The 23,854-nt window shown below is 63.8% G+C and carries 23 protein-coding genes; 11 read left to right on the top strand and 12 right to left on the bottom strand.

The features are described from left to right. Positions 1 to 151 precede the first annotated feature (151 nt). Positions 152 to 415, top strand: coding sequence for a hypothetical protein (locus DFR48_RS01675; RefSeq protein ID WP_114361410.1), 264 nt, complete (start codon positions 152 to 154; stop codon positions 413 to 415). 68 nt (positions 416 to 483) lie between these two features. Here the strand turns inward: DFR48_RS01675 and DFR48_RS01680 are convergent, their stop codons facing one another. Beyond that, on the bottom strand, positions 484 to 1,818 hold the full coding sequence (locus DFR48_RS01680; protein WP_114361411.1) for a L,D-transpeptidase: 1,335 nt from the start codon (positions 1,816 to 1,818) through the stop codon (positions 484 to 486). A gap of 228 nt (positions 1,819 to 2,046) precedes the next feature. Here DFR48_RS01680 and DFR48_RS01685 point away from each other — a divergent pair, with 228 nt between their 5' ends. The 4 genes from DFR48_RS01685 (at position 2,047) to DFR48_RS01700 (ending at position 4,045) form a co-directional block, all read left to right on the top strand. Further along, positions 2,047 to 2,880, top strand: a complete 834-nt coding sequence (locus tag DFR48_RS01685; protein ID WP_114361811.1) for an aldose 1-epimerase family protein — start codon at positions 2,047 to 2,049, stop codon at positions 2,878 to 2,880. Positions 2,881 to 2,958: 78 nt separating this feature from the next. Next, positions 2,959 to 3,297, top strand: coding sequence for a protein tyrosine phosphatase family protein (locus tag DFR48_RS01690; RefSeq protein ID WP_114361412.1), 339 nt, complete (start codon positions 2,959 to 2,961; stop codon positions 3,295 to 3,297). 44 nt (positions 3,298 to 3,341) lie between these two features. Further along, complete coding sequence (locus DFR48_RS01695) at positions 3,342 to 3,683, top strand: RidA family protein (RefSeq protein ID WP_114361413.1); 342 nt, start codon at positions 3,342 to 3,344, stop codon at positions 3,681 to 3,683. Between the two features lie 191 nt (positions 3,684 to 3,874). Further along, positions 3,875 to 4,045, top strand: a complete 171-nt coding sequence (locus DFR48_RS01700; RefSeq protein WP_374591088.1) for a Rid family hydrolase — start codon at positions 3,875 to 3,877, stop codon at positions 4,043 to 4,045. A 38-nt stretch (positions 4,046 to 4,083) separates the two neighbouring features. On the opposite strand, the gene DFR48_RS01705 is transcribed toward DFR48_RS01700, so the two are convergent. After that, positions 4,084 to 4,704, bottom strand: coding sequence for a LysE family translocator (locus DFR48_RS01705; RefSeq protein WP_114361414.1), 621 nt, complete (start codon positions 4,702 to 4,704; stop codon positions 4,084 to 4,086). Between the two features lie 95 nt (positions 4,705 to 4,799). On the opposite strand from DFR48_RS01705, the gene DFR48_RS01710 reads away from it, so the two are divergent. Next, positions 4,800 to 5,699, top strand: coding sequence for a LysR family transcriptional regulator (locus tag DFR48_RS01710; protein ID WP_114361415.1), 900 nt, complete (start codon positions 4,800 to 4,802; stop codon positions 5,697 to 5,699). Between the two features lie 38 nt (positions 5,700 to 5,737). Here the strand turns inward: DFR48_RS01710 and DFR48_RS01715 are convergent, their stop codons facing one another. The 3 genes from DFR48_RS01715 to DFR48_RS01725 all read right to left on the bottom strand — a co-directional run bounded on the left by DFR48_RS01715 (position 5,738) and on the right by DFR48_RS01725 (position 9,706). Continuing rightward, on the bottom strand, positions 5,738 to 7,390 hold the full coding sequence (locus DFR48_RS01715; protein WP_114361416.1) for a thiamine pyrophosphate-binding protein: 1,653 nt from the start codon (positions 7,388 to 7,390) through the stop codon (positions 5,738 to 5,740). 2 nt (positions 7,391 to 7,392) lie between these two features. Next, positions 7,393 to 8,589, bottom strand: coding sequence for a succinate--glutarate CoA-transferase (caiB, locus tag DFR48_RS01720; protein WP_114361417.1), 1,197 nt, complete (start codon positions 8,587 to 8,589; stop codon positions 7,393 to 7,395). 184 nt (positions 8,590 to 8,773) lie between these two features. After that, the gene (locus tag DFR48_RS01725) at positions 8,774 to 9,706 is read right to left on the bottom strand and encodes an alpha/beta fold hydrolase (RefSeq protein ID WP_114361418.1); all 933 of its coding nucleotides are present in this window, start codon (positions 9,704 to 9,706) and stop codon (positions 8,774 to 8,776) included. Positions 9,707 to 9,942: 236 nt separating this feature from the next. Between DFR48_RS01725 and DFR48_RS01730 the strand changes: the two genes are divergently transcribed. Then, positions 9,943 to 11,670 (top strand): hypothetical protein, encoded by a 1,728-nt coding sequence (locus tag DFR48_RS01730; protein WP_114361419.1) that lies wholly within the window; start codon positions 9,943 to 9,945, stop codon positions 11,668 to 11,670. A gap of 117 nt (positions 11,671 to 11,787) precedes the next feature. After that, the gene (gene ettA, locus DFR48_RS01735) at positions 11,788 to 13,437 is read left to right on the top strand and encodes an energy-dependent translational throttle protein EttA (protein ID WP_114361420.1); all 1,650 of its coding nucleotides are present in this window, start codon (positions 11,788 to 11,790) and stop codon (positions 13,435 to 13,437) included. Here ettA and DFR48_RS22380 read toward each other — a convergent pair whose 3' ends face one another. Genes DFR48_RS22380 through DFR48_RS01750 form a run of 3 tightly spaced genes read right to left on the bottom strand, consistent with a single transcriptional unit; the run spans position 13,438 to position 15,543 of the window. Next, positions 13,438 to 13,860 carry a type II toxin-antitoxin system VapC family toxin gene (locus tag DFR48_RS22380; protein ID WP_114361421.1) on the bottom strand — a complete coding sequence of 141 codons (423 nt, stop codon included), beginning with the start codon at positions 13,858 to 13,860 and terminating at the stop codon, positions 13,438 to 13,440. Then, positions 13,847 to 14,902, bottom strand: a complete 1,056-nt coding sequence (locus tag DFR48_RS01745) for a hypothetical protein (RefSeq protein ID WP_114361422.1) — start codon at positions 14,900 to 14,902, stop codon at positions 13,847 to 13,849. Before DFR48_RS01745 ends, DFR48_RS22380 begins: the two co-directional genes overlap by 14 nt. After that, positions 14,899 to 15,543 (bottom strand): MT-A70 family methyltransferase, encoded by a 645-nt coding sequence (locus DFR48_RS01750; RefSeq protein ID WP_245415485.1) that lies wholly within the window; start codon positions 15,541 to 15,543, stop codon positions 14,899 to 14,901. The genes DFR48_RS01745 and DFR48_RS01750 overlap by 4 nt, the downstream gene beginning before the upstream one ends. A gap of 200 nt (positions 15,544 to 15,743) precedes the next feature. On the opposite strand from DFR48_RS01750, the gene DFR48_RS01755 reads away from it, so the two are divergent. The 3 genes from DFR48_RS01755 to DFR48_RS01765 all read left to right on the top strand — a co-directional run bounded on the left by DFR48_RS01755 (position 15,744) and on the right by DFR48_RS01765 (position 19,558). Further along, on the top strand, positions 15,744 to 16,754 hold the full coding sequence (locus tag DFR48_RS01755; protein ID WP_114361423.1) for an ArsR/SmtB family transcription factor: 1,011 nt from the start codon (positions 15,744 to 15,746) through the stop codon (positions 16,752 to 16,754). Between the two features lies 1 nt (position 16,755). Then, positions 16,756 to 17,664 (top strand): methylenetetrahydrofolate reductase [NAD(P)H], encoded by a 909-nt coding sequence (metF, locus tag DFR48_RS01760; protein WP_114361424.1) that lies wholly within the window; start codon positions 16,756 to 16,758, stop codon positions 17,662 to 17,664. Positions 17,665 to 18,136: 472 nt separating this feature from the next. After that, entirely contained in the window at positions 18,137 to 19,558 is a 1,422-nt protein-coding gene (locus DFR48_RS01765; protein WP_245415486.1) for a cation:proton antiporter, read from the top strand. Positions 19,559 to 19,565: 7 nt separating this feature from the next. On the opposite strand, the gene DFR48_RS01770 is transcribed toward DFR48_RS01765, so the two are convergent. The 4 genes from DFR48_RS01770 to DFR48_RS01785 form a co-directional block, all read right to left on the bottom strand. Then, complete coding sequence (locus DFR48_RS01770) at positions 19,566 to 20,756, bottom strand: lytic murein transglycosylase (RefSeq protein ID WP_114361426.1); 1,191 nt, start codon at positions 20,754 to 20,756, stop codon at positions 19,566 to 19,568. Between the two features lie 150 nt (positions 20,757 to 20,906). Beyond that, positions 20,907 to 21,686, bottom strand: a complete 780-nt coding sequence (locus DFR48_RS01775; protein WP_114361427.1) for a glycoside hydrolase family 25 protein — start codon at positions 21,684 to 21,686, stop codon at positions 20,907 to 20,909. 126 nt (positions 21,687 to 21,812) lie between these two features. Continuing rightward, entirely contained in the window at positions 21,813 to 22,478 is a 666-nt protein-coding gene (locus DFR48_RS01780) for a class I SAM-dependent methyltransferase (protein ID WP_114361428.1), read from the bottom strand. After that, positions 22,478 to 23,725: a BtaA family protein gene (locus tag DFR48_RS01785; RefSeq protein WP_114361813.1), complete on the bottom strand. Its 1,248-nt coding sequence runs from the start codon at positions 23,723 to 23,725 to the stop codon at positions 22,478 to 22,480. Before DFR48_RS01785 ends, DFR48_RS01780 begins: the two co-directional genes overlap by 1 nt. Positions 23,726 to 23,854 lie beyond the last annotated feature (129 nt).

Here is a 23,854-nt window from a genome sequence, read left to right on the forward strand (position 1 = left end):
CCTCACTCCACGAATTCGACGGCACACCGGGGGAGACCATACTGGTGACTGCTGTTCTACCAAAGGTTGGTGACTGATCGTGCCATCCGATCCTTTGCGTGTTATGAGCACTCATGCTCATCTGATTCACGTTGCAAGCTGGAGAGACATCATGGGAACTATCGCCGCCATCGTTTTTCTGTCATTGGCCGCATGGTGGTTCGTGCCTTCGCCGAAGACGGGTATTTCCTGGCTGGGGATGATCTTCTTCGTTCTGGGGCTGCTTCCCATCGCCGCGATTACCAGCTTTCACCCCTACATGGTGCTGGCCATCGGGCAGTCGATTGTAACCGTCCCATTGATCCCGCTCGGCATCGCGATCATGGCGGTGGGCCATTACCTCGCGACATCGAAGGCCGAGAAGGCTAAAGACTGAGGCCGATGCGGCTGCAGGTCGCTCGACCGAGGCCCATGAAGGCCCTGCGGCGTCGAGTGTCCCCCCCCTCAATCCACAAATTCGACCGTCACCCCCGGCGAGACCATCTTGGCGAGTTCGGTCGCGTCCCAGTTGGTGAGGCGGATGCAGCCGTGGCTCTGGGTGCGGCCGATCTTCGAGGGTTCGGGCGTGCCGTGTATGCCGTAGGTGGGCTTCGACAGCGCCATCCAGACTGTGCCGACCGGGCCGTTCGGGCCCGGCGGGATGGCGAGCACCTTGTTGTTGCTGCCCTGCTGGAAATTGATCTTCGGATTGTAGGTATAGCCGGGGTTCAGCGCCACGCGCTCGACGGTGACGATGCCGGACGGCGAGGGGGTGTCGGCCGAGCCGATGCTCGCCGGATAGGCGGCGACGAGGCTGCCGTCCTCGCCATAGGCGAAGACCTGCTTCTTGCCCTTGTCCGCGACGATGCGGGCGACCTTGCCGGTCTTCGGCTTGCCCGGCTCGACGACCTTGATGATCGTGCCGGGGATGGTGAAATCGACACCCGGATTGAGCGCGCGCAGGTAGTTCTCGTCCATGTGGAACTTTTCCGCCAGCATTTCCACGGTCGAGGTGTAGGCGAGCGAGGGGAGCTGCGCCTTCAGGCTGTAGTCTTCCGGAATGGAGGCGACATAGGGGCCTGCGGCGTCGCCCGGCGTGATCGTGTAGGCGGTCACCGCCATGCCGCCCGACATGCGCAGGCGTTCGAGGATGTCCTCGGCATTGTTCGGGTCGATGGTCTCGCCGGTCATCTCCTGCCAGGCGACGAGCGCCTTGTTGACGTTCTGGCCCATCTTGCCGTCGATGACGCCGGGAGAGACGCCCTCGCGGTCGAGGAAGACCTGCAGCGCGGTGATCTCGAGCTGCGAGAGATTGCTTTTGACCGGAATGTCCGGCGTGACGATGGGCTGCGGCGCCTGGTCGACCGGCGGCGGCATGTCGGGACCGCCCGACGGCATGTCCGGCAGCGGCTGGTCGAGCGGCGCGCGGTCGATCGTGCCCGGTCCGGGGATCGCGCCGGTGACGACGCCGTCATCCTCAAAGCCCGGGGCGGGGGCGCCGAAATCCTCGTAGACCGGCTCACCCGAACCGGGGTGGCGGCGGGGGAAATAGGTGTCTGCGCGCACTTCGGTGGCGATCACCCGGCCGCGGCGGTCGATCAGGACACGGCGGCCCATCTGGTCGCGGCTCACCACGACCTCGCCCTCTTCTGGCGTATAACCGAGAATGTCGCCTTCCGGCGTCACCAGCAGGGTGTCGCTGCGATAGGGATCGAACCCTTGCGCCTCGGCCGCCGTCCACGCCGCCGAGCCGGCCGCGAGGCTTGCCAGTACCAGTCCTGCTTTCCAGATGTCGGTCACGATGACGGAGTTCCTCAGATGATGTCGGTTGCGACAGACGCGATATCGGCTGGCGCGAACCCGGTGCTGGTCGGGACAGACGCGACAAATTTGACACTAGTGTGGAAAAGGTGAATTCATGGTGAATATTCAGCTAATTGTGATTGCCGGTGCTTCGTCCGGCGTCCAAGAAAGAGCTGCGGCAGCTGATTTCACGCCGTGGCCGATGTCCTCCCGAAGGAGCAATTCATGATCGAATTCAAGGGGCTTGCCGGCCCTTCGCTGACCCTCGACCGTAGTTCCGTGCTCGACATCGGCGCCTGTGTCGTCGACGGCGTCGACCTTGCGCCGGGGCGGGCGATCCCCGACGACGGCGATCCGCGAATCGACCATTCGCTGGAAGGCTTCCTCTTCACCTGCGGTCCGGACCACATCCGCCATCCGGAGCCGATCGGCGAGGGGCGCGGCACCTATCCGCTGCATGGTTCCTTCTCGTCGCATCCGGCGGAAATCCTTTCCTTCGAGACCGTCGAGGGGAACGCGGAAGCACGCGCGGTTGTTTCCGTGCGGCTCGCCGACGGCGGCAGTGCCAGGCTCGAGCGGTTCTGGCGGATCGACGGGAAGACCGGCGAAGTGCACCTTTCCGACCGGGTGACGAATACCGGCGACGAACCGTTTCCGGCGATGCTCATGTATCACATGAATATCGGGGCCCGGCATTTCGACGACGGCGTGCGGCTTTCGGGCGCCATGCTCGACGGCGGCGGCTTTCCCTGGGCCTTCGGGGAGGACCCCGGCGGGGTCGTCTGCGTGCCGGCGGTCAAGGAGGGCGAACCGTGGGCGGAGGTGCGCCTCGGGCCGATCCAGGCGATCGGCGGCAAGACGCTCCGGGTGCGGTTCCGGACCGACGCGCTGCCCTTCCTGCAGATCTGGCGCAACCAGCAGGCGCCGGCGAACGTTCTCGGCATCGAGCCGGTCTCGCATCGCTGGGAGCCGCGCAGCGTGCTTGCCGAGCGCGGCGAACTCGATCTGCTCGCACCCGGCGAGGCGCGCGACTACGCGCTTTCCTTCGCGTTCGTGTGATTGCGGCCGGCGGGCGATTGACGCCCGTCGGGCTTGATCGTAGAGGTTTGTCCCGCATCAGGAAGGGAGAGCCGTGCCATGGACATCAGGCAGATCGACGAGGAATACTCGGTCACCGGACAGATCACCGTGTCGGACCTCGACACCATTTTCGAACTCGGCTTCCGCTCGGTCGTCTGCCACCGGCCTGACCACGAGGAGCCGGGCCAGCCGCTGTTTGCCGAGATCGAGCGGCGTGCTGCGGAACTCGGCATGAAGATCGCCCACGTGCCCGTCGGCCCGATGGGCGTCACCTCGGAAGCGGTCGCCGGCATGGTCGACGCGCTCGACGATTTCGAGCGTCCGATGCTCGGCTATTGCCGCTCCGGCGCCCGCTCGACGGCCATCTACCAGAAAAGCCTGCAGCTGCGCGACTGAGCGGCTGCCGCCTTCATCCTTCGACATCCAACAGGAGAATTGTCATGAGCATCAAGCGCATCGAACCCGGCGCCCGCATGAGCGGCGCGGTCGTCCACGGCAACACCGTCTATCTCGCCGGTCAGGTCGGCGAGGGCGCGACCGTCACCGAACAGTCGAAGTCGGCGCTCGCCGAAGTCGACCGGCTGCTGGCCGCCGTCGGTTCGGACAAGTCGAAGATCCTGCAGACGATCATCTATCTCTCCGACATGTCGACCTTCGCCGAAATGAACGCCGTCTGGGAAGCCTGGATCGACCCGAAGAACCCGCCGGCCCGCGCCACCAGCCAGGCCGCACTCGCGACGCCGGCCTACAAGGTCGAGTTCGTCGTGACGGCCGCGGTCTGATCGCCACCGTTTCGTGAATGCGGGGCCGGGAGAAATCCCGGCCCTTTTTCGTTTGCACACGTCGCCCTGTGGGTCGGCCGCCGCAGCGGCGGGAGCCCGGGGTCGGTTTTCGGGGATGAGGTGCGCCTGACCTTCGTCAATCTGGGGCAACCTTATGTGCTGCGGGCTTTGCCCTGATCGATATCGCCGACGTGACGACCTTTCACACCGACCCGGAGATGCGGTTTCCTGCTATCATGGCGGTCAAACGGGAGGTCTTTCCCTCCACGTCCTACCCGAACCGGACGGCGGTGCGCCTCAACCGGCTTGCTGGCCTCGACTTCGAAATCGAGGTGATTGCCCGCATTCCGGCCGGGATGTGATGCCGTCTTGTTGCACGATGGTTTCCGGTCGCGTGACTCTACGCAAGCGATAGATCCGAGACGGCGAGGCTGAGTCCGAAGCCGATCAGGGCAACGCCGAAGGCCCGGTCGATCCAGTGGCTGGACCTCAGCAGTCTCCGGCGGAGTGCCGGAGCGCCAAAGAAAAGCGCCACCACGGCAAACCAGAGGATATGTGCCAGAGAGATGAACCCGCCATAGGCGATGCGGGTGAAAAGCGGAGTGGCGCCACCGACGACTTGGGTAAACAGGCTGACGATGAAAATCGATGTCTTCGGGTTGAGGGCATTCGTCCAGAATCCCATCCTGAGCGCGCCGGTATTGGAGAGGGTCAGTGCGCGGGGTGCTATATCGTCGCTGCGCGGGCGGCTCATCAGCATCTTTGCTCCGAGCCAGACCAAGTAGGCCGCCCCCAGGAGTTTCATCACATCAAGAAACCTGGGGGAATAGCGGATCATTACGCCGATGCCGAGCAGCGTGTAACAGACATGCACCAGCACGCCCGCGCCAATGCCAATCGCCGTGAGCAGACCCGCTTTGTGCGAAAGCGTCAACGAATTGCGCGACACCATGGCAAAGTCCGGTCCAGGACTGATGACGGCGAGAATGGTGATGGTGATGACGGCAAGCCACTCGGTCATGCGAAGCTCCTTTGGAAATACGGTTCGGATAGCGCATTGGCCGCGGGATGAATAACGATGACTTCTGACAAAGAGTGTGATTTAAACTGACACATATGAAGCGACCGATCACCTCACTTCCTGCCCTCGAATGCTTTCGCGCTGCCGCTGCGGTGGAGAGTATCAGCAAGGCTGCAGAGAAGCTTAACCTGACGCATGGTGCTGTCAGTCGTGCGGTGCGTCTGCTGGAAGGTGATATCGGAACGGCGCTTTTCACCCGGCGAAATCGTGCGGTTTTTCTGACGGATGAGGGGCGGCGACTGGCACAGGCGGTGGCGCACGGGCTCGGGCATATCGAAGCCGCCATACGCGACATCCGCGCGGAGCAGGCCAACGCGCCGGTCACTGTCTCCTGCGAGCCGACATTGATGATGCGCTGGCTGATCCCGCGCATTCCCGATCTCAAGCGGATGCATCCGCAGGCGGATATCAGGCTCGTCGCCGGTGGTGGGCCAGTGACGCTGGGCGAGGGGATCGATCTTGCGATCCGCCGCGACGACTTTCTGCTGCCTGCCGCCTATGCGGCAGAGCCCTTGTTTTGCGAATGGGTAGGTCCCGTCTGCCGGCCGGATCTGCACGAGCGCTTCTTCGATAATGGCCATCTGCGGCCGGGCGCTCCCCTCCTGCACAGCCGCACCCGGATGTCTGCCTGGCAGAGCTGGGCAGGTCTCACCGGCACACCACTCGGCGGACATCCCGATCTCGCCTTCGAACATTTCTATTTCAGCCTTCAGGCCGCGATCGCCGGACTCGGCGTTGCCATCGGGCCCTGGCATCTGGTGCGCGATGACCTCAGTGCCGGCCTTTTGTCATCGCCTGCGGGTTTCTTGAAGGATGGCAGCCGCTATGTCCTGCTCTCGCCCGGCAACGGCCAAGCGAGTCAGGCGCAAACGGTGTTTCGCGATTGGCTGACACAGCTCGCTGTCGCCGAGCCCGGCCCTTCTTCAGGGGAGTAAGAGGGCGCGCAAGCGTCGCCCCATGTCCGCCGCTGCGGTCACGCCTTGTTGCGGATCTGCGTCAGCGTGCGGGCGGGCGTGATCGCCTCGGGGTCGAGCTTGATGTCGAGGATCGCCGGCTTGCCGGAGGCGCGGGCGCGCTCGAACGCTGCGGCGAAATCCTCGGTCTTCTCCACCACTTCGCCATGGCCGCCATAGGCGCGGGCGAGGGCTGCGAAATCCGGATTGGTGAGGTCGGTGGCGCTGACGCGGCCCGGATATTCCCGCTCCTGATGCATGCGGATCGTGCCGTAGATGCCGTTGTTCACCAGGCAGACGATGATCGGCAGGTTGTAGCGCATCGCGGTCGCGAATTCCTGGCCGTGCATCATGAAGCAGCCGTCGCCGGCAAAGCAGACGACCTCGCGCTCGGGGAAGAGCTGCTTGGCGGCGACCGCGGCGGGAAGCCCGTAGCCCATCGAGCCGGAGGTCGGGGCGGCCTGCGTGTTGTAGGCGCGGAAGCGATGGAAGCGGTGCACCCAGGTCGCGTAGTTGCCGGCGCCGTTGGTAAAGATCGTGTCCTTCGCGGTGTTCTCTTCCAGCCATTCCATGATCGGTCCCATATGGACCGCGCCGGGACCGCTCGAGGGCGGCGTCGACCAGGAAAGATAGGCGGCATGCATCGCCTCGGTCCGCGCGGCCCAGACGGGCGACTGCGGTGCCTGAACCGTCTTCAGGGCGGCGACGAAATCCTCGGGCGCGGCGCAGATCGCCAGATCCGGGCGATAGACGCGGCCGAGTTCCGACGGATCGGGATGGACGTGCACGAGGCTCTGCGACGGGTAGGGGACGTCGAGCAGGGTGTAGCTCGACGACGGCATTTCGGAGAAGCGGCCACCGAGAAGGACGACGAGATCGGCCTCCTTGATTTCCTTCGCCAGCGCCGGGTTGATGCCGATGCCGACGTCGCCGGCGTAAGACGGGTGCAGGTGGTCGAAGAGCATCTGGCGGCGGAAGGAGCAGCCGACCGGCAGCTTCCAGCGATCGGCGAAATCCTCGATCGTCACGACGGCGTCCTCGCTCCAGCGGGTGCCGCCGAGGACGAGTATCGGCCGCTCGGCCTTTGCGAGCATCTCCGCGAAGGCCGCGATCTGGGCGGAACCCGGATGGCTTTCGACCGGGGTGGCGGGGCGGGGTGCCGGCGCCTCGACCAGCTCGACCAGCATGTCTTCGGGCAGCGTCAGGACGACGGGGCCGGGGCGGCCGGAGGTCGCCACGGCGAAGGCGCGGGTCACGAACTCCGGAATGCGGCGGGCGTCGTCGATTTCGCCGACCCATTTGGCGAATTCGGTGAAGGCGCGGCGGTACTCGACCTCCTGGAAGGCTTCGCGCTCTTTCATGTCGCGGCCGATCTGGCCGATGAAGAGGATCATCGGGATCGAGTCCTGCCGGGCGATGTGGAGGCCGGCCGAGGCGTTGGTGGCGCCGGGGCCGCGGGTCACCATGCAGATGCCGGGCTTGCCGGTGAGCCGGCCCCAGCAGTCGGCCATCATCGCGGCGCCGCCTTCCTGGCGGCAGACGATGGTCTCGATGCCGCTGTCACGCAGCGCATCGAGCACGGCGAGATAGCTTTCGCCGGGCACGCAGGACACGCGCTCGACGCCGTTGGCGAGCAGCGCGTCGACGATCAGTTGTCCGCCGGTCTTCTTCATCTTCAAGCCTTTCCTTCGATGTCCGCCAGTTCGGCGAGAACCTCGTCCTGGTGTTCGCCGATGCGCGGGCTCGGCCGTTCGTAGCGCAGCGGGGTCTTCGAGAGCACGATCGGCGTACGCACGCCCGGAATGCTGTTGCCGTCGGCGTCGGCGAGATCGATGCGCAGGCCGCGCGCCTTCACCTGCGGGTCCTCGAACATCTCGGCGATCGAGTTGATCGGGCCGGCCGGGACGGCATTGCTCTCGCAGGCCGTCAGGAGGTCGCGCTTCATCCATTTGGCGGTTTCGGACGAGACGATGCGGCGGACCTCGGCCTTGTTGGCGACGCGCGCCTTGTTGGTCGAGAACCGTTCGTCGTCGGCGGTGGCGGCAATGCCGAGGATGGTGCAGAGGCGCCTGAACTGGCCGTCATTGCCAACGGCGAGGATCAGGTGGCCGTCGGCGGTCGGCACGACCTCATAAGGGGAAATGTTCGGATGGGCGTTGCCGAGGCGGACCGGCGCCTTGCCGGAGACGAGATAGTTCATGTTCTGGTTGGCGAGCACCGCGGCCATCACGTCGAGGAGGGCCATGTCGATGTGCTGGCCTTCGCCGGTCTTCATCGCGTGGATCAGCGCCGCCTGGATGGCGGTGACGGCATAGATGCCGGTGAAGATGTCGGCGATCGCCACGCCCGCTTTCATCGGCTGGCCGTCCGGCTCGCCGGTGATCGACATGAAGCCGGACATGCCCTGGACGATATAGTCGTAGCCGGCGAACTCGGCATAAGGACCGTTCTGGCCGAAGCCGGTGATCGAGCAGTAGACCAGCTTCGGGTTGATCGCCTTCAGGCTCTCGTAGTCGAGGCCGTATTTTTCGAGCCCGCCGAGCTTGAAATTCTCGATCAGGACATCGGCGGTGGCGGCAAGCCGGCGGACGATGTCCCGGCCTTCCTCGCTCTTCAGGTCGACGGCGATCGAACGCTTGTTGCGGTTGGTCGAGTGATAATAGGCAGCCGAAAGGTTCTCGCCGTCCTTGCCTTCGACGAAGGGCGGGCCCCAGGCGCGGGTGTCGTCGCCGCCCTCCGGGTTTTCGACCTTGATGACGTCCGCACCCATGTCGGCCAGCATCTGCCCGGCCCAGGGACCGGCAAGCACCCGCGCCAGTTCGATGACGCGGATGCCGGCAAGCGGTGGGCGGGGCTCTTGGGCTTCGGTCATGCGTCGTCCTCGTTTTCGGGGCGTCCCACCGGCGGCGATCTTGCAGCGGTCGAATAAGGTCGGCCCCGTCCGCCTCGAAGAGCGGTTGCTAAGCGTCTGGTATAGCGCCGAAATGTCCAGCCGGCACTTGAATTTCGCTCATGGGATCATTCCGTTTCGGACGCTGAAGCGCTCCGAGGGACGGTCAGCGGCCGGCGAGCGCACGCTCGGCCCAGTCGGCGAAGTCGGCGATCGCTTCCTCTCGGCCCAACTCGTTCAGCGTCTCGTGGCGCATCTCGTCGTAGATCCGGGTCGTGACGTCGGTGAAGCCGTGGCGTTCGAGACGGCGCCCGAGCCAGGTGATCTCGCGCCCGCCGCGCGTCGCCGGGTCCTTGCTGCCACCGACGAGGTGGATCGGCAGGTGCTTCGGCAGGCGGGCGAGCATGGCGGGTACTGGCGCGCGGAAGGTGAGCGCGAAGACGTCGCGCCACATCGAGACGCTCGCCTCAAACCGGCAGAGCGGGTCCCGGTCGTATTTCTCGACCTCCGCCCGGTCGCGGGAGAGCCAGTCGCTGTCGGACTGCCGGCCGGGAATGGAGCGGCCCCAGGCGCGGAAGGTGGCAAGCGGCAGGATGGTGCTCGGCACGTCCGAGCCTTTCAGCATCTGCTCGGCAAAAAGCACCGCCTCGGCGAAGCGGCCGGCAATGCCGGGGTTGAAGTTTGAATTCCAGACGGCGAGGGCCCGAAAATCCTGCGGGTGGGAGACCGCGGCGTTGAGCGCGATCAGGCCGCCCATGGAGTGGCCGAAGAGAAGGACCGGAAGGGCGCCATGGCGGGAGACGGCGAGATCGCGCATCGCCTTGACGTCGGCGATCACCTTCTCGGCGCCTCCGGCCGGCGCGAAGCGGCCGAGCGGCGCCCCTTCGGCGACCGTCTCGCCGTGTCCGCGGTGGTCGTGGGCATAGACCGCAAAGCCGCGGGCGGCCATCGCCTCGGCAAAGCCACGGTAGCGCCCGGAATGCTCGACGAGGCCGTGATTGACGAGCAGGATGGCGCGCGGCGTGCCCTCTGCCGGCGCATGATGATAGGCGAGCCTGGCGCCCGAGGGTGCCTCGTGAAAATCGGTCGTCTCAAACATCCGGAGTCTCGTTGTTCTGGTTGTGCAATGCGTTCGTTATTGCAATCTTAAGTTATTTTTGCTTGATCTCGGGCCATTGACTGTGTGTCGTTCCGACCAGCCGTGCCTGCTCCGCGAGTCTTGCCGGATTTGGTCCTTCGGTGTCAACGAGAGCCCGGCCTTTGCCGGCGAGGTGGGGAATGGTCGACGCGACGAAATCATCGGGTATGAGCCGCGGGGCGGAAACATCCGGGCGAATGACGCTCGTCGTGACCGCCTTTGCCGTCGCGGCGCTGCTGGTGGCGTTCGACGTCATGGACGGCCGCTTTTACTACCGCGACATCGACGATCTCCTGAGGTCGCTGCAAATCCGGACGCTTCTCGACCGCGGAAGCTGGTACGACCTGACGATCCCGGCGATCCGGATGCCGGAGGTCTATCTCTCTCCGTGGTCGCGTCTCGTCGATCTGCCCTATGTCGTCCTGACGCAGCTGACCCAGCCCTTTCTCGGTCGCGAACGGGCGCTGGCCTTCGCCTTCCACGTCTGGCAGCCGGTAATGCTGGCCGGCTTCTGCTGGCTCGCGGTCGCCACGATGCAGCGCATCGCCGGTGAGGCCGGCCTCGTGCGCCCGGTGCACGTCATCGCCGCGTTCGTGATGATGCCGCTCTCGCTCTGGGAATTCAGTCCCGGCCGGATCGATCACCACAACGTCCAGCTCCTGCTGCTGATGCTGGCACTTTACGGCGTCTCGCTGTGGTCGGCGGCGGGCGGCATGCTGGCGGGCCTCGCCTGCGTCCTCTCCGTCGCCGTCGGGCTCGAATTGGCACCCGTGGTTCTGATCGTGATGCTCGGCGTCGGCGCGGCGTGGGTCTTCGGCCTTGCAGGCAGCGGGCCGGTGCAACGCGCGCTTTCAGCATCGGTCGCAGTTGTGATGCCGGCTGCGGCCCTCCTGCTGATCGGGCCCGGCGAGATGCTCGCCACGCGGTGCGACGCCTTCTCCGCGCCCTATCTCGCCGCACTCACCGGCTATGGCGCGATCAGCTTCGCAGCCGCCCATTTCGTCCGCGAGGCTCGTCCCGTCGCCCGCCTCGCCGCCGTCGTCGTGCCGGGCGGGCTGCTTGCCCTTCTGCTCGCCTTCGGCTTTCCGACGTGCCTGCGGGGCCCCTTCCAGATGATCGACGCCAAGCTCCATGCGCTGTGGCTCGACCGGGTCCGGCAGGAGAAGACGTTCCTCGACTTCTATGCGGCGGGCGAGACGATCAAGGTCGTCTGCCTCGGTCTGATCGCGATCGTCGCTACTGCCGCCCTGCCGCTCGTCTGGCGGCGCACGCGGCGAGGGGAGGTTCCGGTCGTGATCATCTACGCCGTCGCCGTGGCGCTGTTCCTGTTCACATTGTTGCAGACGCGGTTCATCCGCTTTCCGGGCGCATGCGTCCTGCTCTTCCTGCCGGTCGTATGGGCGGAGATCGCGCGAAGGAATGTCGCCGTCGCCAGAGCGACGACCGCGGCGACGCTCGTGGTGCTGGTCGGCGGCTACGGCCTATACCGGCTGGTGCCGGCCGAGCCATTCCGCCCCGACGTCATCGACTATCTGACCTTCGACACGTGCACCGGCGTGGATGTGAACGCGCTTGCGGGGCTGCCGCCGGGGCGCATCATGGCGCCGTCTTCGCTCGGCCTCGACATCGCCGGCAGGCTGCCGGAAGGCATGAGCGTCGGTGCGATCTCGTTCCACCGCGCGGCGCCGGGGCTCAAGCGCATGTTCGACCTCTTCGTCTCGACGGAGAGCGCCGTCCGCCGGGAAGCTGCCGCTCCCTTCGACTATGTCGCCGTCTGCCGCTATCCGATCGTCGGCTATGTCCCGAACGACACGCTCTACGCCACGCTGGCGCGTGGCGGCGACTGGCCGGGGCTCGTCAGGATCGTCGATTCACCGAAAGACGGCTTCCAGCTCTTCCGCATCGACCACCAGGCGCTGCGCTGAGGCGCTCCATGTTCACGGCGCTGCGGTGTCCCGCCGGGGATTGGCAGTTGCCCCGCAAGGCCCTTTCGCCTACATAGCGGCACATCCAGTTCTTTTCCCCCGGGGAGCACATTTTCCATGGCACGGCAGTTCATTTATCACATGGCCGGACTGAACAAGTCCTACGGCAACAAGAAGATCCTCGAGAACATTCACCTCTCCTTCTATCCGGACGCCAAGATCGGCATCCTCGGCCCGAACGGCGCCGGCAAGTCGACCGTGCTGAAGATCATGGCTGGTCTCGACAAGGAGTGGACCGGCGAAGCATGGCTCGCGGAGGGCGCCACCCTTGGCTATCTCGCGCAGGAGCCGCAGCTCGACGAGGGCCTCAACGTGTTCGGCAATGTCATGGAAGGCGTGGCCGACAAGAAGGCGATCCTCGACCGTTACAACGAACTGATGATGAACTATTCCGACGAGACGGCGGAAGAGGGCGCCAAGCTCCAGGACATCATCGACAGCCAGAACCTCTGGGATCTCGAAAGCCAGGTGGAAATGGCGATGGAAGCGCTGCGCTGCCCGCCCGGCGACGCGACGATCGACAATCTCTCCGGCGGCGAGAAGCGCCGCGTCGCGCTCTGCCAGCTGCTCCTGCGCCAGCCCGACCTGCTGCTGCTCGACGAACCGACCAACCACCTCGACGCCGAGACGATTGCCTGGCTCGAAAAGCACCTGCGCGAATATCCGGGCGCCATCCTGATGGTCACCCACGACCGCTACTTCCTCGACAACGTCACCGGCTGGATTCTCGAGCTCGACCGCGGTCGCGGCATTCCCTACGAGGGCAACTATTCCGCCTATCTGACCGCGAAGGCGAAGCGCCTGGCGCAGGAAGAGCGCGAGGAAGGCAGCCGCCAGAAGGCTCTGTCGCGTGAGCAGGAGTGGATCGCCTCGAGCCCGAAGGCTCGCCAGGCGAAGTCGAAGGCTCGTATCCGTGCCTATGACGAGCTGGTGGCGGCGGCCGAGAACCGGCGTCCCGGCGAAGCGCAGATCATCATTCCGGTCGGCGAGCGGCTCGGCAATGTCGTCATCGAGGCGGAGAACATCACCAAGGCCTATGACGGACGCGTGCTCTTCGAAAATCTCTCCTTCAAGCTGCCGCCCGGCGGCATCGTCGGCGTGATCGGCCCGAACGGCGCCGGCAAGACGACGCTTTTCAGGATGATCACCGGCCAGGAAAAGCCCGACAGCGGCGAGATCCGCATCGGCGATACCGTCCATCTCGGTTATGTCGACCAGAGCCGCGATTCGCTCGATGGATCCAAGAATGTCTGGGAGGAAATCTCCGGTGGCAACGACATCATCAAGCTCGGAAAGTTCGAAATGAATTCCCGTGCCTATTGCGGCGCCTTCAACTTCAAGGGTGGCGACCAGCAGCAGAAGGTCGGCAACCTGTCGGGCGGCCAGCGCAACCGCGTGCATCTCGCCAAGATGTTGAAGGCCGGCGGCAATGTCCTGCTGCTCGACGAACCGACCAACGACCTCGATACGGAAACGCTGGGCGCGCTCGAAGACGCGCTCGAAAACTTCGCCGGTTGCGCGGTCATCATCTCGCACGACCGCATGTTCCTCGACCGGCTGGCGACCCACATCCTCGCCTTCGAGGGCGACAGCCATGTCGAATGGTTCGAAGGCAACTTCGAGGACTACGAGAAGGACAAGATCCGCCGCCTCGGCCCGGACTCGGTCAACCCCAAGCGGGTGACCTACAAGCGGCTGACGCGGTAATTATGGCGTAATTATCTGGAGGGTGGGGAAGTCCGTTCCCCACTTCCGTTTCAGATCTCGCGTAAGTAGAGGCAGGCCTTGGTGTTGAGCAAATGCCCCGATATAGAAGTCGGGAAGTATTCGCTTTTGAGTGCGTATTTGTTGGCGCTTCGTCTTCTTGTTTCTTGAGGAAAAGCTGTTGAACGTGGATGCTGCAAGGAACAGGCACTCTTCGTCTAAATGAACTATATTTATATCCAAGTCTCGGAATAATCTCTTTGCGTCGCTCGCGCTTGGGTAGGCTAGGCATACTTCCGAGAAAACTATATCTGGAGCGAACAGCCTTCCCTTCCGCGCTCGGTCAACCAATGCGGTCTTCGATGCCGTGGAAAAGCTATCGTTGCTCATTACGTCTATAATTATGCAGGAATCAATCACTGTCATCTTGCGGTCGTACCAAGGCTATAAGTTCATTTCCATTCAGAGTTGGCTTTGGTAGGCTATTGTGCAGTTTCTCTATAGCTTTGTCATAAAACTGCTCAGCATTGAAGCTTTTCAATTGCTCAAGTCTATCTTTGTCGACAAATTCTACGAATAATCTATTTTTTAGCCAGTTTCCGACTATTGCGGGTAATTCTTTGTACAACAATGGTTCTCTCGACAATACGCCGATAACCGTGCTGGTCGTTCCTTTTAGGCGATCTACGCCCTTGCTTTCGGTATATAGCCTCGCACTGATAGCTTCATAGGTGAGGAAAGTCTCCTCAAACGGACCCGCTAGGTCTGCGATACCATTTTCAGCTAACGTGTCTATAGCCCACTCGACGCCGAAGTTTTCTGGCTTTTTGATCATAAAGTATCTGTCTAACGCCAAAAAAACGCTGTCAGTTATCCAGCTCAAGTTATCTTCTTCGGCAAACTGATCTAATCGCGCGAGCGAGAAAAAATAGGCGAGGTTTGTCGCCAGTTTTCGGGTTCCGCTTCCACCTTCAAAACGATTGGTTTCGCTGAGGAATTTCTCGATCTCATTAGCAGAATAATGAGTTGGCGCCCAAGTGTCCTTGCCTTGCAGTCTTTCGAGTATGAAGTACCTAGCCCATTCAGAGGGTTGTGATTGTCCCGACCTCGCGCCTTTCCACTTGCCAACTTCGCTCAAGAGCAGGGTGAAAAGAGCCAGTTTGTCGAACGACCGATCATGTTCAGACGAGAGTGCTTTAAATACTAGCTCATCCGGAAAAATATAGTTCTCGCGATCGATAGTCCCGTTGAAGACAAAGAAATTTGATGGAATATGAGGTACGAAACCACCCCTCTCAAGCCGTTCCCAGAAGAGCTCTCGCGGTACTGGCTTAAGATCTCTTTTGAACCCAACATTTATCGCGTGATGTAGACGCTTGAAGCCGTTGTCAACGCTTCCCCAACTGAAGTTCTTGGTGAAACTTCCGATTCTCCAAGGGCTTTCACGTTGAGGTTTGTTCGACGTCACTCCGCTGCCTCCATTGCCGAATTGTAGGCATACGTCTTCCAAGTCGGTTTGTAGTTTTCGTCGGCCTGGTTGCCCCAGTACGTCCATTCTGGCCTAGTGCCACGTGCAAATAATTCCAGATAAGGTCCTTTTGAGCAACTTTCGATAAGATCGTATTGCTCGTCCGGTTTGCGGGAATGCTCGCGCTTGCGGCTGCCGATGTAGTTCACCTGACTACGTGCCGGCGGCAAGGTGCGGGCATTCTTTCCGCGCACGCCGAACAGCAGGATTTCGGTGACATTGCGGAAGTAAAATCCGACCCCGCGGCCGTCGGAGCCGCCGTCCTTGCGCAATTTGTGCCAGACGATATTCGACTTGTATTCGAAGCCCCATGCCTGCATGACCCGCAGCCCGTCAGGCAGAAGGGCGTTGGGAACCCAAAGGTACAGGTGCGCCGGCGAAGCGGTCAGCGATGCGACCGGGAGTTGGCATATCTCAGCCGTGCTCATTGTTCCGTAGCGAGAAAGGCGCCGATGCTCTGGCGCCACCTTGCCGGTTCGATTAACAAAGCGCCATGGGGGATCAGCGAGAACGGTGTGGAATTTCTCGCCGTTTGTTTTGTTAACCAGGTCCAAGCTCGCGCTCATCACTTCATTGCTCAATGGGAACTCCAAGAGTTGGAACAAAATAGGAACAAAAGGCGACGTTGTCAAACTCGCACGATTCCACCCCGCGAGTCTTCGGCGGCAGCGATTCGAACGGCTTTCTCCCATCATTTTCAATTTCAATTTGTTAAAAAGTTTGGTTGCGTCTCTCATTTATATGACATAAACATATCTTTATATCTTGATCGGGGATTGGAATGGCGAAGCCGATGGAATTTGGCGTGGATGCGCTTGTCGAACTGCTGAAGGCGGCGGGGGAGCCGACGCGGCTTCGGCTACTCGCCCTGCTTGCCGCCGGCGACCTGACGGTCACGGACTTGACGGAAATCCTCGGCCAGTCGCAGCCGCGCATCTCCCGGCACCTGAAGCTTCTCGGCGAGGCCGGACTGATCGACCGCTACCAGGAAGGGGCCTGGGCCTATTTCCGCCTGAAGCAGGACGGCGATGCCGCCGCACTCGCCGGCATCATTCTTTCGGCCGCACGGGTGGACGATCCCGTCCTGCTCCGCGACGGCGAGCGGCTCTCCGCGGTCAAGCGCACCCGCGCCGACAAGGCGCAGGCCTATTTCAGCCGCAACGCGTCCGAATGGGACGAGCTCCGCCGGCTGCATGTGGACGACCGGCAGGTCGAGGCGGCCCTTCTCGAGGTCCTCGGGCCGGAGCAGGTGGATGCGCTCCTCGACCTCGGCACGGGCACGGGCCGCATCCTGCAGCTTCTTTCCGACCTTTACCGCCGCGCCGTCGGCATCGACGCCAGCCGCGACATGCTCGCAGTGGCGCGCGCCAATCTCGACAAGGCGGGTATCCTCAAGGCGACGGTGCGCCACGGCGACATCCTGAACCTGCCGCTCGACGGCAGCGAATACGACGTCGTCACGATCCACCAGGTGTTGCACTTCCTGGTGCAGCCGGAACTGGCGATCGGGGAAGCGGCGCGGATGCTCAAAGTCGGCGGCCGGCTGGTGATCATCGACCTTGCGCCGCACAGCCTCGAACACCTCAGGGAAGAGCACGCCCATGTCCGGCTAGGCTTCTCGCATCCGGTGATGGCCGACTGGCTCGCCAAATACGGGCTCGCCGTCGAAAAGGTGGTCGACCTGCCGCCGGCAAGCCCGGCGACGCAGGCGCTGACCGTCACCATCTGGGTTGCGCGCCGGCAGGGCGGCGAGGGTACCCGCGCAAACAGCATCGAAACTCGGGAGGAATGACATGACGCGAGAGGATCGGCATCCGCAAGGCAAGAGGCGGCTCGGCATCTCGTTCGAGTTCTTTCCGCCGAAATCGGAGGAGATGGAAGGGCAGCTCTGGACGACGATCGAGGAACTCGCCGGCTGGAATCCCGACTTCGTTTCCGTGACCTACGGCGCAGGCGGCAGCACCAAGGCGCCGACGCTGACGACGGTGCGGCGGCTGATCGCCGAAACGAGCCTGCCGACGGCAGCGCACATCACCTGCGTCGGCGCGACGCGGGAGGAGGTCCGCCACGTGGCGGAGGAGTTCATCGCCGCCGGCGTGCGCCGCTTCGTGGCGCTCAGGGGCGACCCGCAGGGCGGGGTCGGCGCGGCTTATGCCCCGCATCCGGGCGGTTTCGCCAATGCCGCCGAGCTCGTCGCAGGGCTGAAGGAGATCGGCGATTTCGACATCTCCGTCTCGGCCTATCCGGAAAAGCACCCGGAAAGCCCCGACGTTCCCGCCGATATCGACATGCTGAAGCGCAAGGCCGACAACGGCGCGGCGCGGGCGCTCACTCAGTTCTTCTTCGACAACGACGTCTTCGAGCGCTATCTCGAACGGGTGCGCGCCGCGGGTGTCACGATCCCGGTCGTGCCGGGCATCATGCTCATCCAGAACCTCACGCAGCTGAAGCGCTTCGCCTCGCTCTGCGGCGCGAGCATCCCCGCTTTCCTCGACGAGCGGTTCGCCGGCCTCGACGACCAGCCGCAGGCGCGTGCGGAGGTCGCAGCCGAGGTCGCCGCCGAGCAGATCGAGGATCTCGTCCGCCGCGGCATCACGGATTTCCATCTCTATACGATGAACAGGGCGCCGCTCGTTTCCGCTGTGCTGAAACAGCTGGGCCTGGGGCGCGACGGCGAGGCGCGATCCGGCGCTGCGGCGTGAGCTTGGGCGCCGGCTGAACTGAAAAGGCGCATACCGAACGGTGTCGGTATACGCCTTTTTAAGAATTCTTGCATATTCTAGCCAGCTAGGACGCTGCTATGCCCTGTTCCGGCGGCTGGTCATCTGTTGGCTCAGATGAACAGCATGGTGGCTATGAAAACAAACGCTGCACCGACGATCAGGACATTCAAGGAATTGGTCAGTCCCATGTGTGCCTCCTTGCGTTGACCGGGGAATAATATGTCCTTTTTGTGTCGGTTGGGAAGCGAATTGTGTGCTGCGATGCAGTGATCGCGGCCGCTCCACGTCCGTCATATTGTCGCATCTCCCTGAAAATCAAGGCCTCGGTGCTCTGCAGCTTTTCAGTGGATTTGTTTAACGGAGTTGCCCGCACGGGGCTCCTTCGGCTGCCGTCCGTCTCCGAATGATACGTCCGCGGGACGATGCCGTGACGCAGCCGGCGGGCCCGTGTTTGCCTCCGGCGACGTCGCGTGCATCATGGCGCGGAACGAGAATCGCCGCAGGAGGATTTCAGCTGGATACTGCCGTTGCCGAAAACGCCGGCCACGCCACCGCACTCGTCGGCATTGCGACCGTGGTCGCCGTCGCGGCCCTGCTCGGCCTTCTGTTCCTGTGGCTGCGCCAGCCGCCGCTCGTGGGCTTCATCGCCGCGGGCGTGGCGCTCGGCCCGACCGGCGCCGGCCTGATCTCGAGTTCCGAGAACGTCGCGGTGCTCGCCGAAATGGGCGTCGTGGTGCTGCTCTTCTTCATCGGCATGGAGCTTTCGGTGAAGGCCTTCGTGCTGTCGCTCCGGCAGGCGCTTCTGGTGATGGCCGGGCAGCTGCTCGCGGCCATGGTGCTCGCGCTCGGCATCGCCACGATCTCCGGCGCCTCCAGTTCCGAGACGATCATCCTCGGCTTCATCATCGCGCTCTCCTCGACGGTCGTCGCCATGAAGATGCTGGAGGAGATGGGCGTGCTGCGCGGCGACGCCGGGCGGATCGCCGTCGGCGTGCTGATTGCGCAGGACATCGCCGTGGTCCCGATGCTGATCTTCGTTTCGGGCCTCGGCGGGGAGGTCGTCGACTACCGGCTGATCGCGATCCGCATGGCGGTCGCGCTGGCGCTGCTCGGCGGTCTCCTGTGGTGGTTCGGGCGGCACATGAAGCTGAAGGTGCCGTTCGCCGACGCCATCGAGGACAAGGTGGAGATGCTGGCGCTCGGCGCGCTCGCCGTCTGCTTTACCGCCGCGGCGGTCTCCGGTGTCGCCGGGCTCTCGCCCGCCTACGGTGCCTTCCTCGCCGGCATCATCGTCGGCAATTCGACGCTGCGCAGCCGCGTGATCCCGGTGATCGAGCCGATCCAGAGCCTGCTGCTCGTCGTCTTCTTCCTGTCGATCGGCCTGTTGATCGATCTTGACTTCATCGCCGAACGCTTCTGGCAGGTGCTGTTCGTGTCGCTCTTCGTGATCGCGGCGAAATCCGTGCTCAACATCTTCCTGCTGCGCAAGACCGGGTCGAGCCCGCAGACGGCGCTGGTTGCCGGCCTGTCGATGGCGCAGATCGGCGAGTTCTCGTTCGTACTGTCGTCGGCGGGCTATGCGGCGGGTGCGCTCGGCTATGATCTCTTCCGGCTGTCGATCGCCGTCTCGGCCGTCTCGCTGCTCGTCTCGCCGCTCTGGGTCAACGTGATGCACCGGCTGGAGAACATGGCCTCCGAGGGGCTCGAGAACTATAGGCAGGCACTCGCCGTCGCCTATGCGCATGAGTTGCATGAGGTGAGCCGCGGGCGCGACGTGCTGGCCCGCGGCATCGACTGGTTGCGGGTCCGTCTCCGGGCGGCCCGCGTCGCCTACGAACAGCGTCGCCGCGCGCATCGCGGCGACGACGACTGAAGGCTTCTCAGAGGGCGTTGAGCAGAGCGGGCGTCGCCCAACCGTCGGCGGGAATGCCGAGGCGCAGCTGTTCCTTCTGCACGGCGATGCGGGTGCCGGAACCAAGGATGCCGTCGATCTCGCCTACGTCATAGCCTAGGGTCTGAAGACGGGTCTGCAGCGCCTTCATCTCGGTGTCGCTGAGGCCCGGTTCCGGATTGCCCTTCTGGTAGGGCTCGGCCCCCATCAGCCGGGTGGCGAAATAGGCCGCCGAAGTCGTGTAGATGAAGGACTTGTTCCACTCGAGATAGACGCTGAAGTTCGGATAGGTGAGGAAGGCCGGACCTTTCCGTCCCTGCGGCAGGACAAGGCCGACGGGGAGGGCGGCGGACGCGGTGTTGCCGTCACGCGGCTTGACGCCGAGCGCGAACCAGTCGCCCGCGGTCATGCCGCCTTCGAGGCCCGTCTTCTCCCAGGGCAGGTTTTCCGGAAGGGTGACTTCCTGGATCCACGGCTCTCCGGCGCGCCAGCCGAGGCTCTGGATGAAGCGGGCGGCGGTCAGGATCGCGTCCGGCGAACTCTTCTTGACGTTGACGTGGCCGTCACCGTCGCCGTCGATGCCGTAGGCGACGATGTCCTTCGGCAGCATCTGCACCTGGCCGATCTCGCCCGCCCAGGCGCCGGTATTGGTCGAGGGATCGAGATCGCCGTGCTCGACCATGGTGATGAGGTTCAAGAGCTGCGGCCGGAAGAGTTCGGGGCGGCGGCAGTCGTGGGAGAGCGTCACCAGCGCGTTGCGGGTGTTGAAATCGCCCTGCACGGCGCCGAAGTCGGTCTCCATCGCCCAGAAGGCGGTGATCACGCCGGGCGGCACGCCGTAGTCCCGCTCGGCCTTGGCGAACACATCGGCATACTCCTTCATCTTCTGCCGGCCAAGATCGAGGCGTGCCTGGCTGACGGTGCGCTTCGAAAATTCGAGGAAGGTCTGCTTGAAGACACCCTGGGCACGGTCGCGCGACAGCACCTTCTGGTCGATCGCGGCGCCGGCGAGCGCCCGATCGGCAGCGTCGGGGGACGCCCCGTTCGATACGGCCTCGGCCTTTACGCCTTGCAGGAAGGCGGCGAGATCGCCGCCGCACTCGGCCGCGCCGGCAACGGCGGTCGAGGCGAGCAGGCTTGCGAGGGTGACGAAGGTGGTCAGGCGGGTACGGGCGGACATGCGGACTTCCTCATGGGTTTCGGTGGACGTGGTATCGGAAGAGATTTTGGCCAAAGCGAGGAAAGGACGCCGGCTTCGGGTGACCTTGTGCGGGGCACGGGGCGTTCGATCGTCACGCCCGGTCGTCGAACGTTCCCGCGCGGGATTCCGTTACTGCGAGACGGAAGCGACCCATTTCTTCCAGTTCTGTTCGGTACCGGCGAAGACATTGATGTCGGTCTGGCCGCGAATGCCCGGCACGACGCCGGTCGAGGTGTACTGCCAGAAGGCCCAGCGGCGGTCGGCATAGATTTCCTGCGGGTGCTTCGCCACAGAGCGCACCCAGAAATGATAGTCCTGGAAATAGCCGGCGAGATTGTCGCGGTGGAAGTCGACCGAGGTGTAGATGATCGGCCGCTTGCCGTAATAGGCCTCGATCCGGTCCATGAACCGCTTCATCTCGGCGCGGACCGTCGCGGCGTCCGGCCTGAGCGTGCAGGTCTTCGAGCTCGGGTTCCACTCGACGTCGAGCACCGGCGGCAGATGCATCGAGGCCTTCGGCACGTTGTGGATGAACCAGTCGGCCTGCTCGTCGGCGGTCGAGCAGAAATAGTAGAAATGGTAGGGCGCGTGCGCCAGGCCGGCTGCTGCCGCTGCGCGCCAGTATTCATCGAAGCGCTGATCGATCCTGTCCTTGCCCTCGGTCGCCTTGATGAAGACGAAGGACACGCCGGACCTGCGCACCGAGGCCCAGTCGACGTCGCCGTTCCACTTCGAGACGTCGATGCCGTGGACCTTGTGACGGTAGGGCGTGTTGTCGCCGAAATCCTGCGGGTCGGTATCCTGGAAGCGCGGCTTGATCGACGATGTTTCCATCAGGTCGTAGCTCGCGGAGGTGCAGCCGCCGAGAAGCAGGAAAAGGGGCAGGAAAGCCAGGACAAGCAACCGCATCGAAGGCCCGTAGATGAAATTTGAACCGTACTCCTGAGGCGGCGCACACGAACGCAGGACACAACAGGTGCAAGCCCAATTGTGGCACTATCATCGTTAAAAAGCGGTTATTTGCAACTGTCGATGTCAGCCGGGCATCCGCACGACCGCAATCCAGGCATAGCCGCGGCCCACGGTTTCGAAGCGAAGGTCCGCGCCGGCGGCCGTCGCCCGCGTTTCCAGAGCCTCCCGCAGGGTCGCGCGCGGGCTGACGTGGAAGCGGGAAAGCCAGGCCCTGAGCAGGCGCCGGAACCAGGCCGGCAGGCGCTCCTGCTGACCGAAATCGACGATGTGCAGCGAACCGCCTGGCGCCAGCGCCGCGATTGCTGCGTCGATTGCGCTCTCCCAGTCGGGGATCATCGAAAGGGCATACGAGATCATGATCCGGTCAAAACCGGCGATCCCGAATTCTTCTGCGGAAAAGCCTGTCGCATCCGCGAGCCGGAATACGGGCAGCGGCCGGCCGCGGAAATTGCGCTCCGCCTGGGCGAGCATTTCGGCGGAGATGTCGAGGCCGTAGAGCCTGGCGCCGGAATAGCGGCGGGCGGCGAGCAGGAGATTGCGGCCGGTACCGCAGCCCACTTCCAGCAGCGAACCGTTTTCCGGCACAGCAAGTTCGGCGATCAACCGGTCGCGGCCGAGGAGATAGTATTTCCGCGTCAGGTCGTACACGTGGCGCTGGTAGCGGTACATGCGGTCCATGCGCTCGGCATGGCCGTTCCGGTCGTCCTGCCCGAACAAGATCTCCGCCATCAGCCTTTTCTCTCGTAGATGTGGAAGCCGCCATAGATCGCCGAGCGATCCTCGACCCCGAGTTCGCGCGAGCGTTCGGCAAGATAATGCCACTGGTCGAGGAGGGCGGACGAGAGGCGCCCGTCCAGCACGCTGCGTTCGGCCGCGGTGCGGAAGATCACGCGCGCTCCGGGAGCGGCGGTGCGGGTGATCTCGCTCCACAGCGCGTTGAGCTGGCGGTCGCTCATCCAGTCCTGGGCGTCGAGGAGGACGAAGCGGTCGACGCTCGCCGCCGGCTTGCCGGCGAGCAGTTCGGTGAAGCTCGCATGATGGACGGCGACGCGACCGGTATTGGCGCGGATCGCGTCATAGTTCTCCTTGCGGAGATAGGTCGGGAGCCGACCCTCCTGCGGTCGCGGATAGCGGCGGGCGAAGGCCTGCCAGGCGAACCAGTTCTCGGCGACGGGGAAGTCGCAGGCGAGCTTTTCAAGACGGCTCTTCAGGACCGGTGCGATGCTGTTGCCATCTGAAAGGCTTGCGAGTTCGTCATATTGCTGCGGCGGGATGCCGAGGCCGAAGAGCGAGCTCTTGCGCCGCGTGATCCAGCGCACCAGCGGCTTGTCGAAGAGGGGCGCGACGCGGGTGTCGAAATAGCGCCGCTGCTCGGAAAGCGTCTTCGCGCGGGTGATGCCGTCGAGGCGAACGCCGTGCAGGGAGGCGAGCAGATGGCCGGCGGCGATGAAGCGTCCGAGCAGGCCGGTGCGGCAGAAATTGCCGTTGAAGGCGGTGATCCGCCGGCGCCCGTCGAGCCGGCGTCCGCTCCAGTAGCGACGGCTTTCGGCATCGAGATTGGGCGCGATGAAACGGTCGAAGTTGCAGCTGTTGGTGCGCATTCCCGCCATACCGAACATCCGCACGACGGCCGCATGGTCTGGCAGGTGGCGGAAGGCGGCGAGCTTCAGGCGGTTGAGCGCCACGTGGTGCGGGTTCAAATCGACGACGTCGATGCGCCCGGGCGAGCGCGAGAGATAGGCGAGCATGTTGCAGCCGCCCGACCCGATGGTGACGAGGCGGTGGCCTTCGCCGAGTTCCATCGCGGCCATGTCGACCTCCGGGTCCTCCCAGATCTGCGGGTAGACGAGGCCGGAGAAGAGCATGCCGAACAGCCGTTCGGAGAGACCATCCCTACTGAGCGCCCTGTGCTGGAGGAGCGCGGCCTTGAGTTTGCTGCTGCGGGGAAGTTCGGTCTCCGGGGCGAGGTCTGTCATCGGGAAGGCCATCCGTTGAAGGTCTCCGGCATGTAGCGCGGCGATGCAACAGTTTGATGAAGCGCCCTGTTGGCGGGCGATCGGGTCGGTTTTGGTCGGGGAGAAAGCAGCCAGCTTTTCCAGCCGGGC

Origin of the sequence: Ciceribacter lividus (assembly GCF_003337715.1) — a bacterium.
In the GTDB taxonomy this organism is placed as follows: domain Bacteria; phylum Pseudomonadota; class Alphaproteobacteria; order Rhizobiales; family Rhizobiaceae; genus Allorhizobium; species Allorhizobium lividum.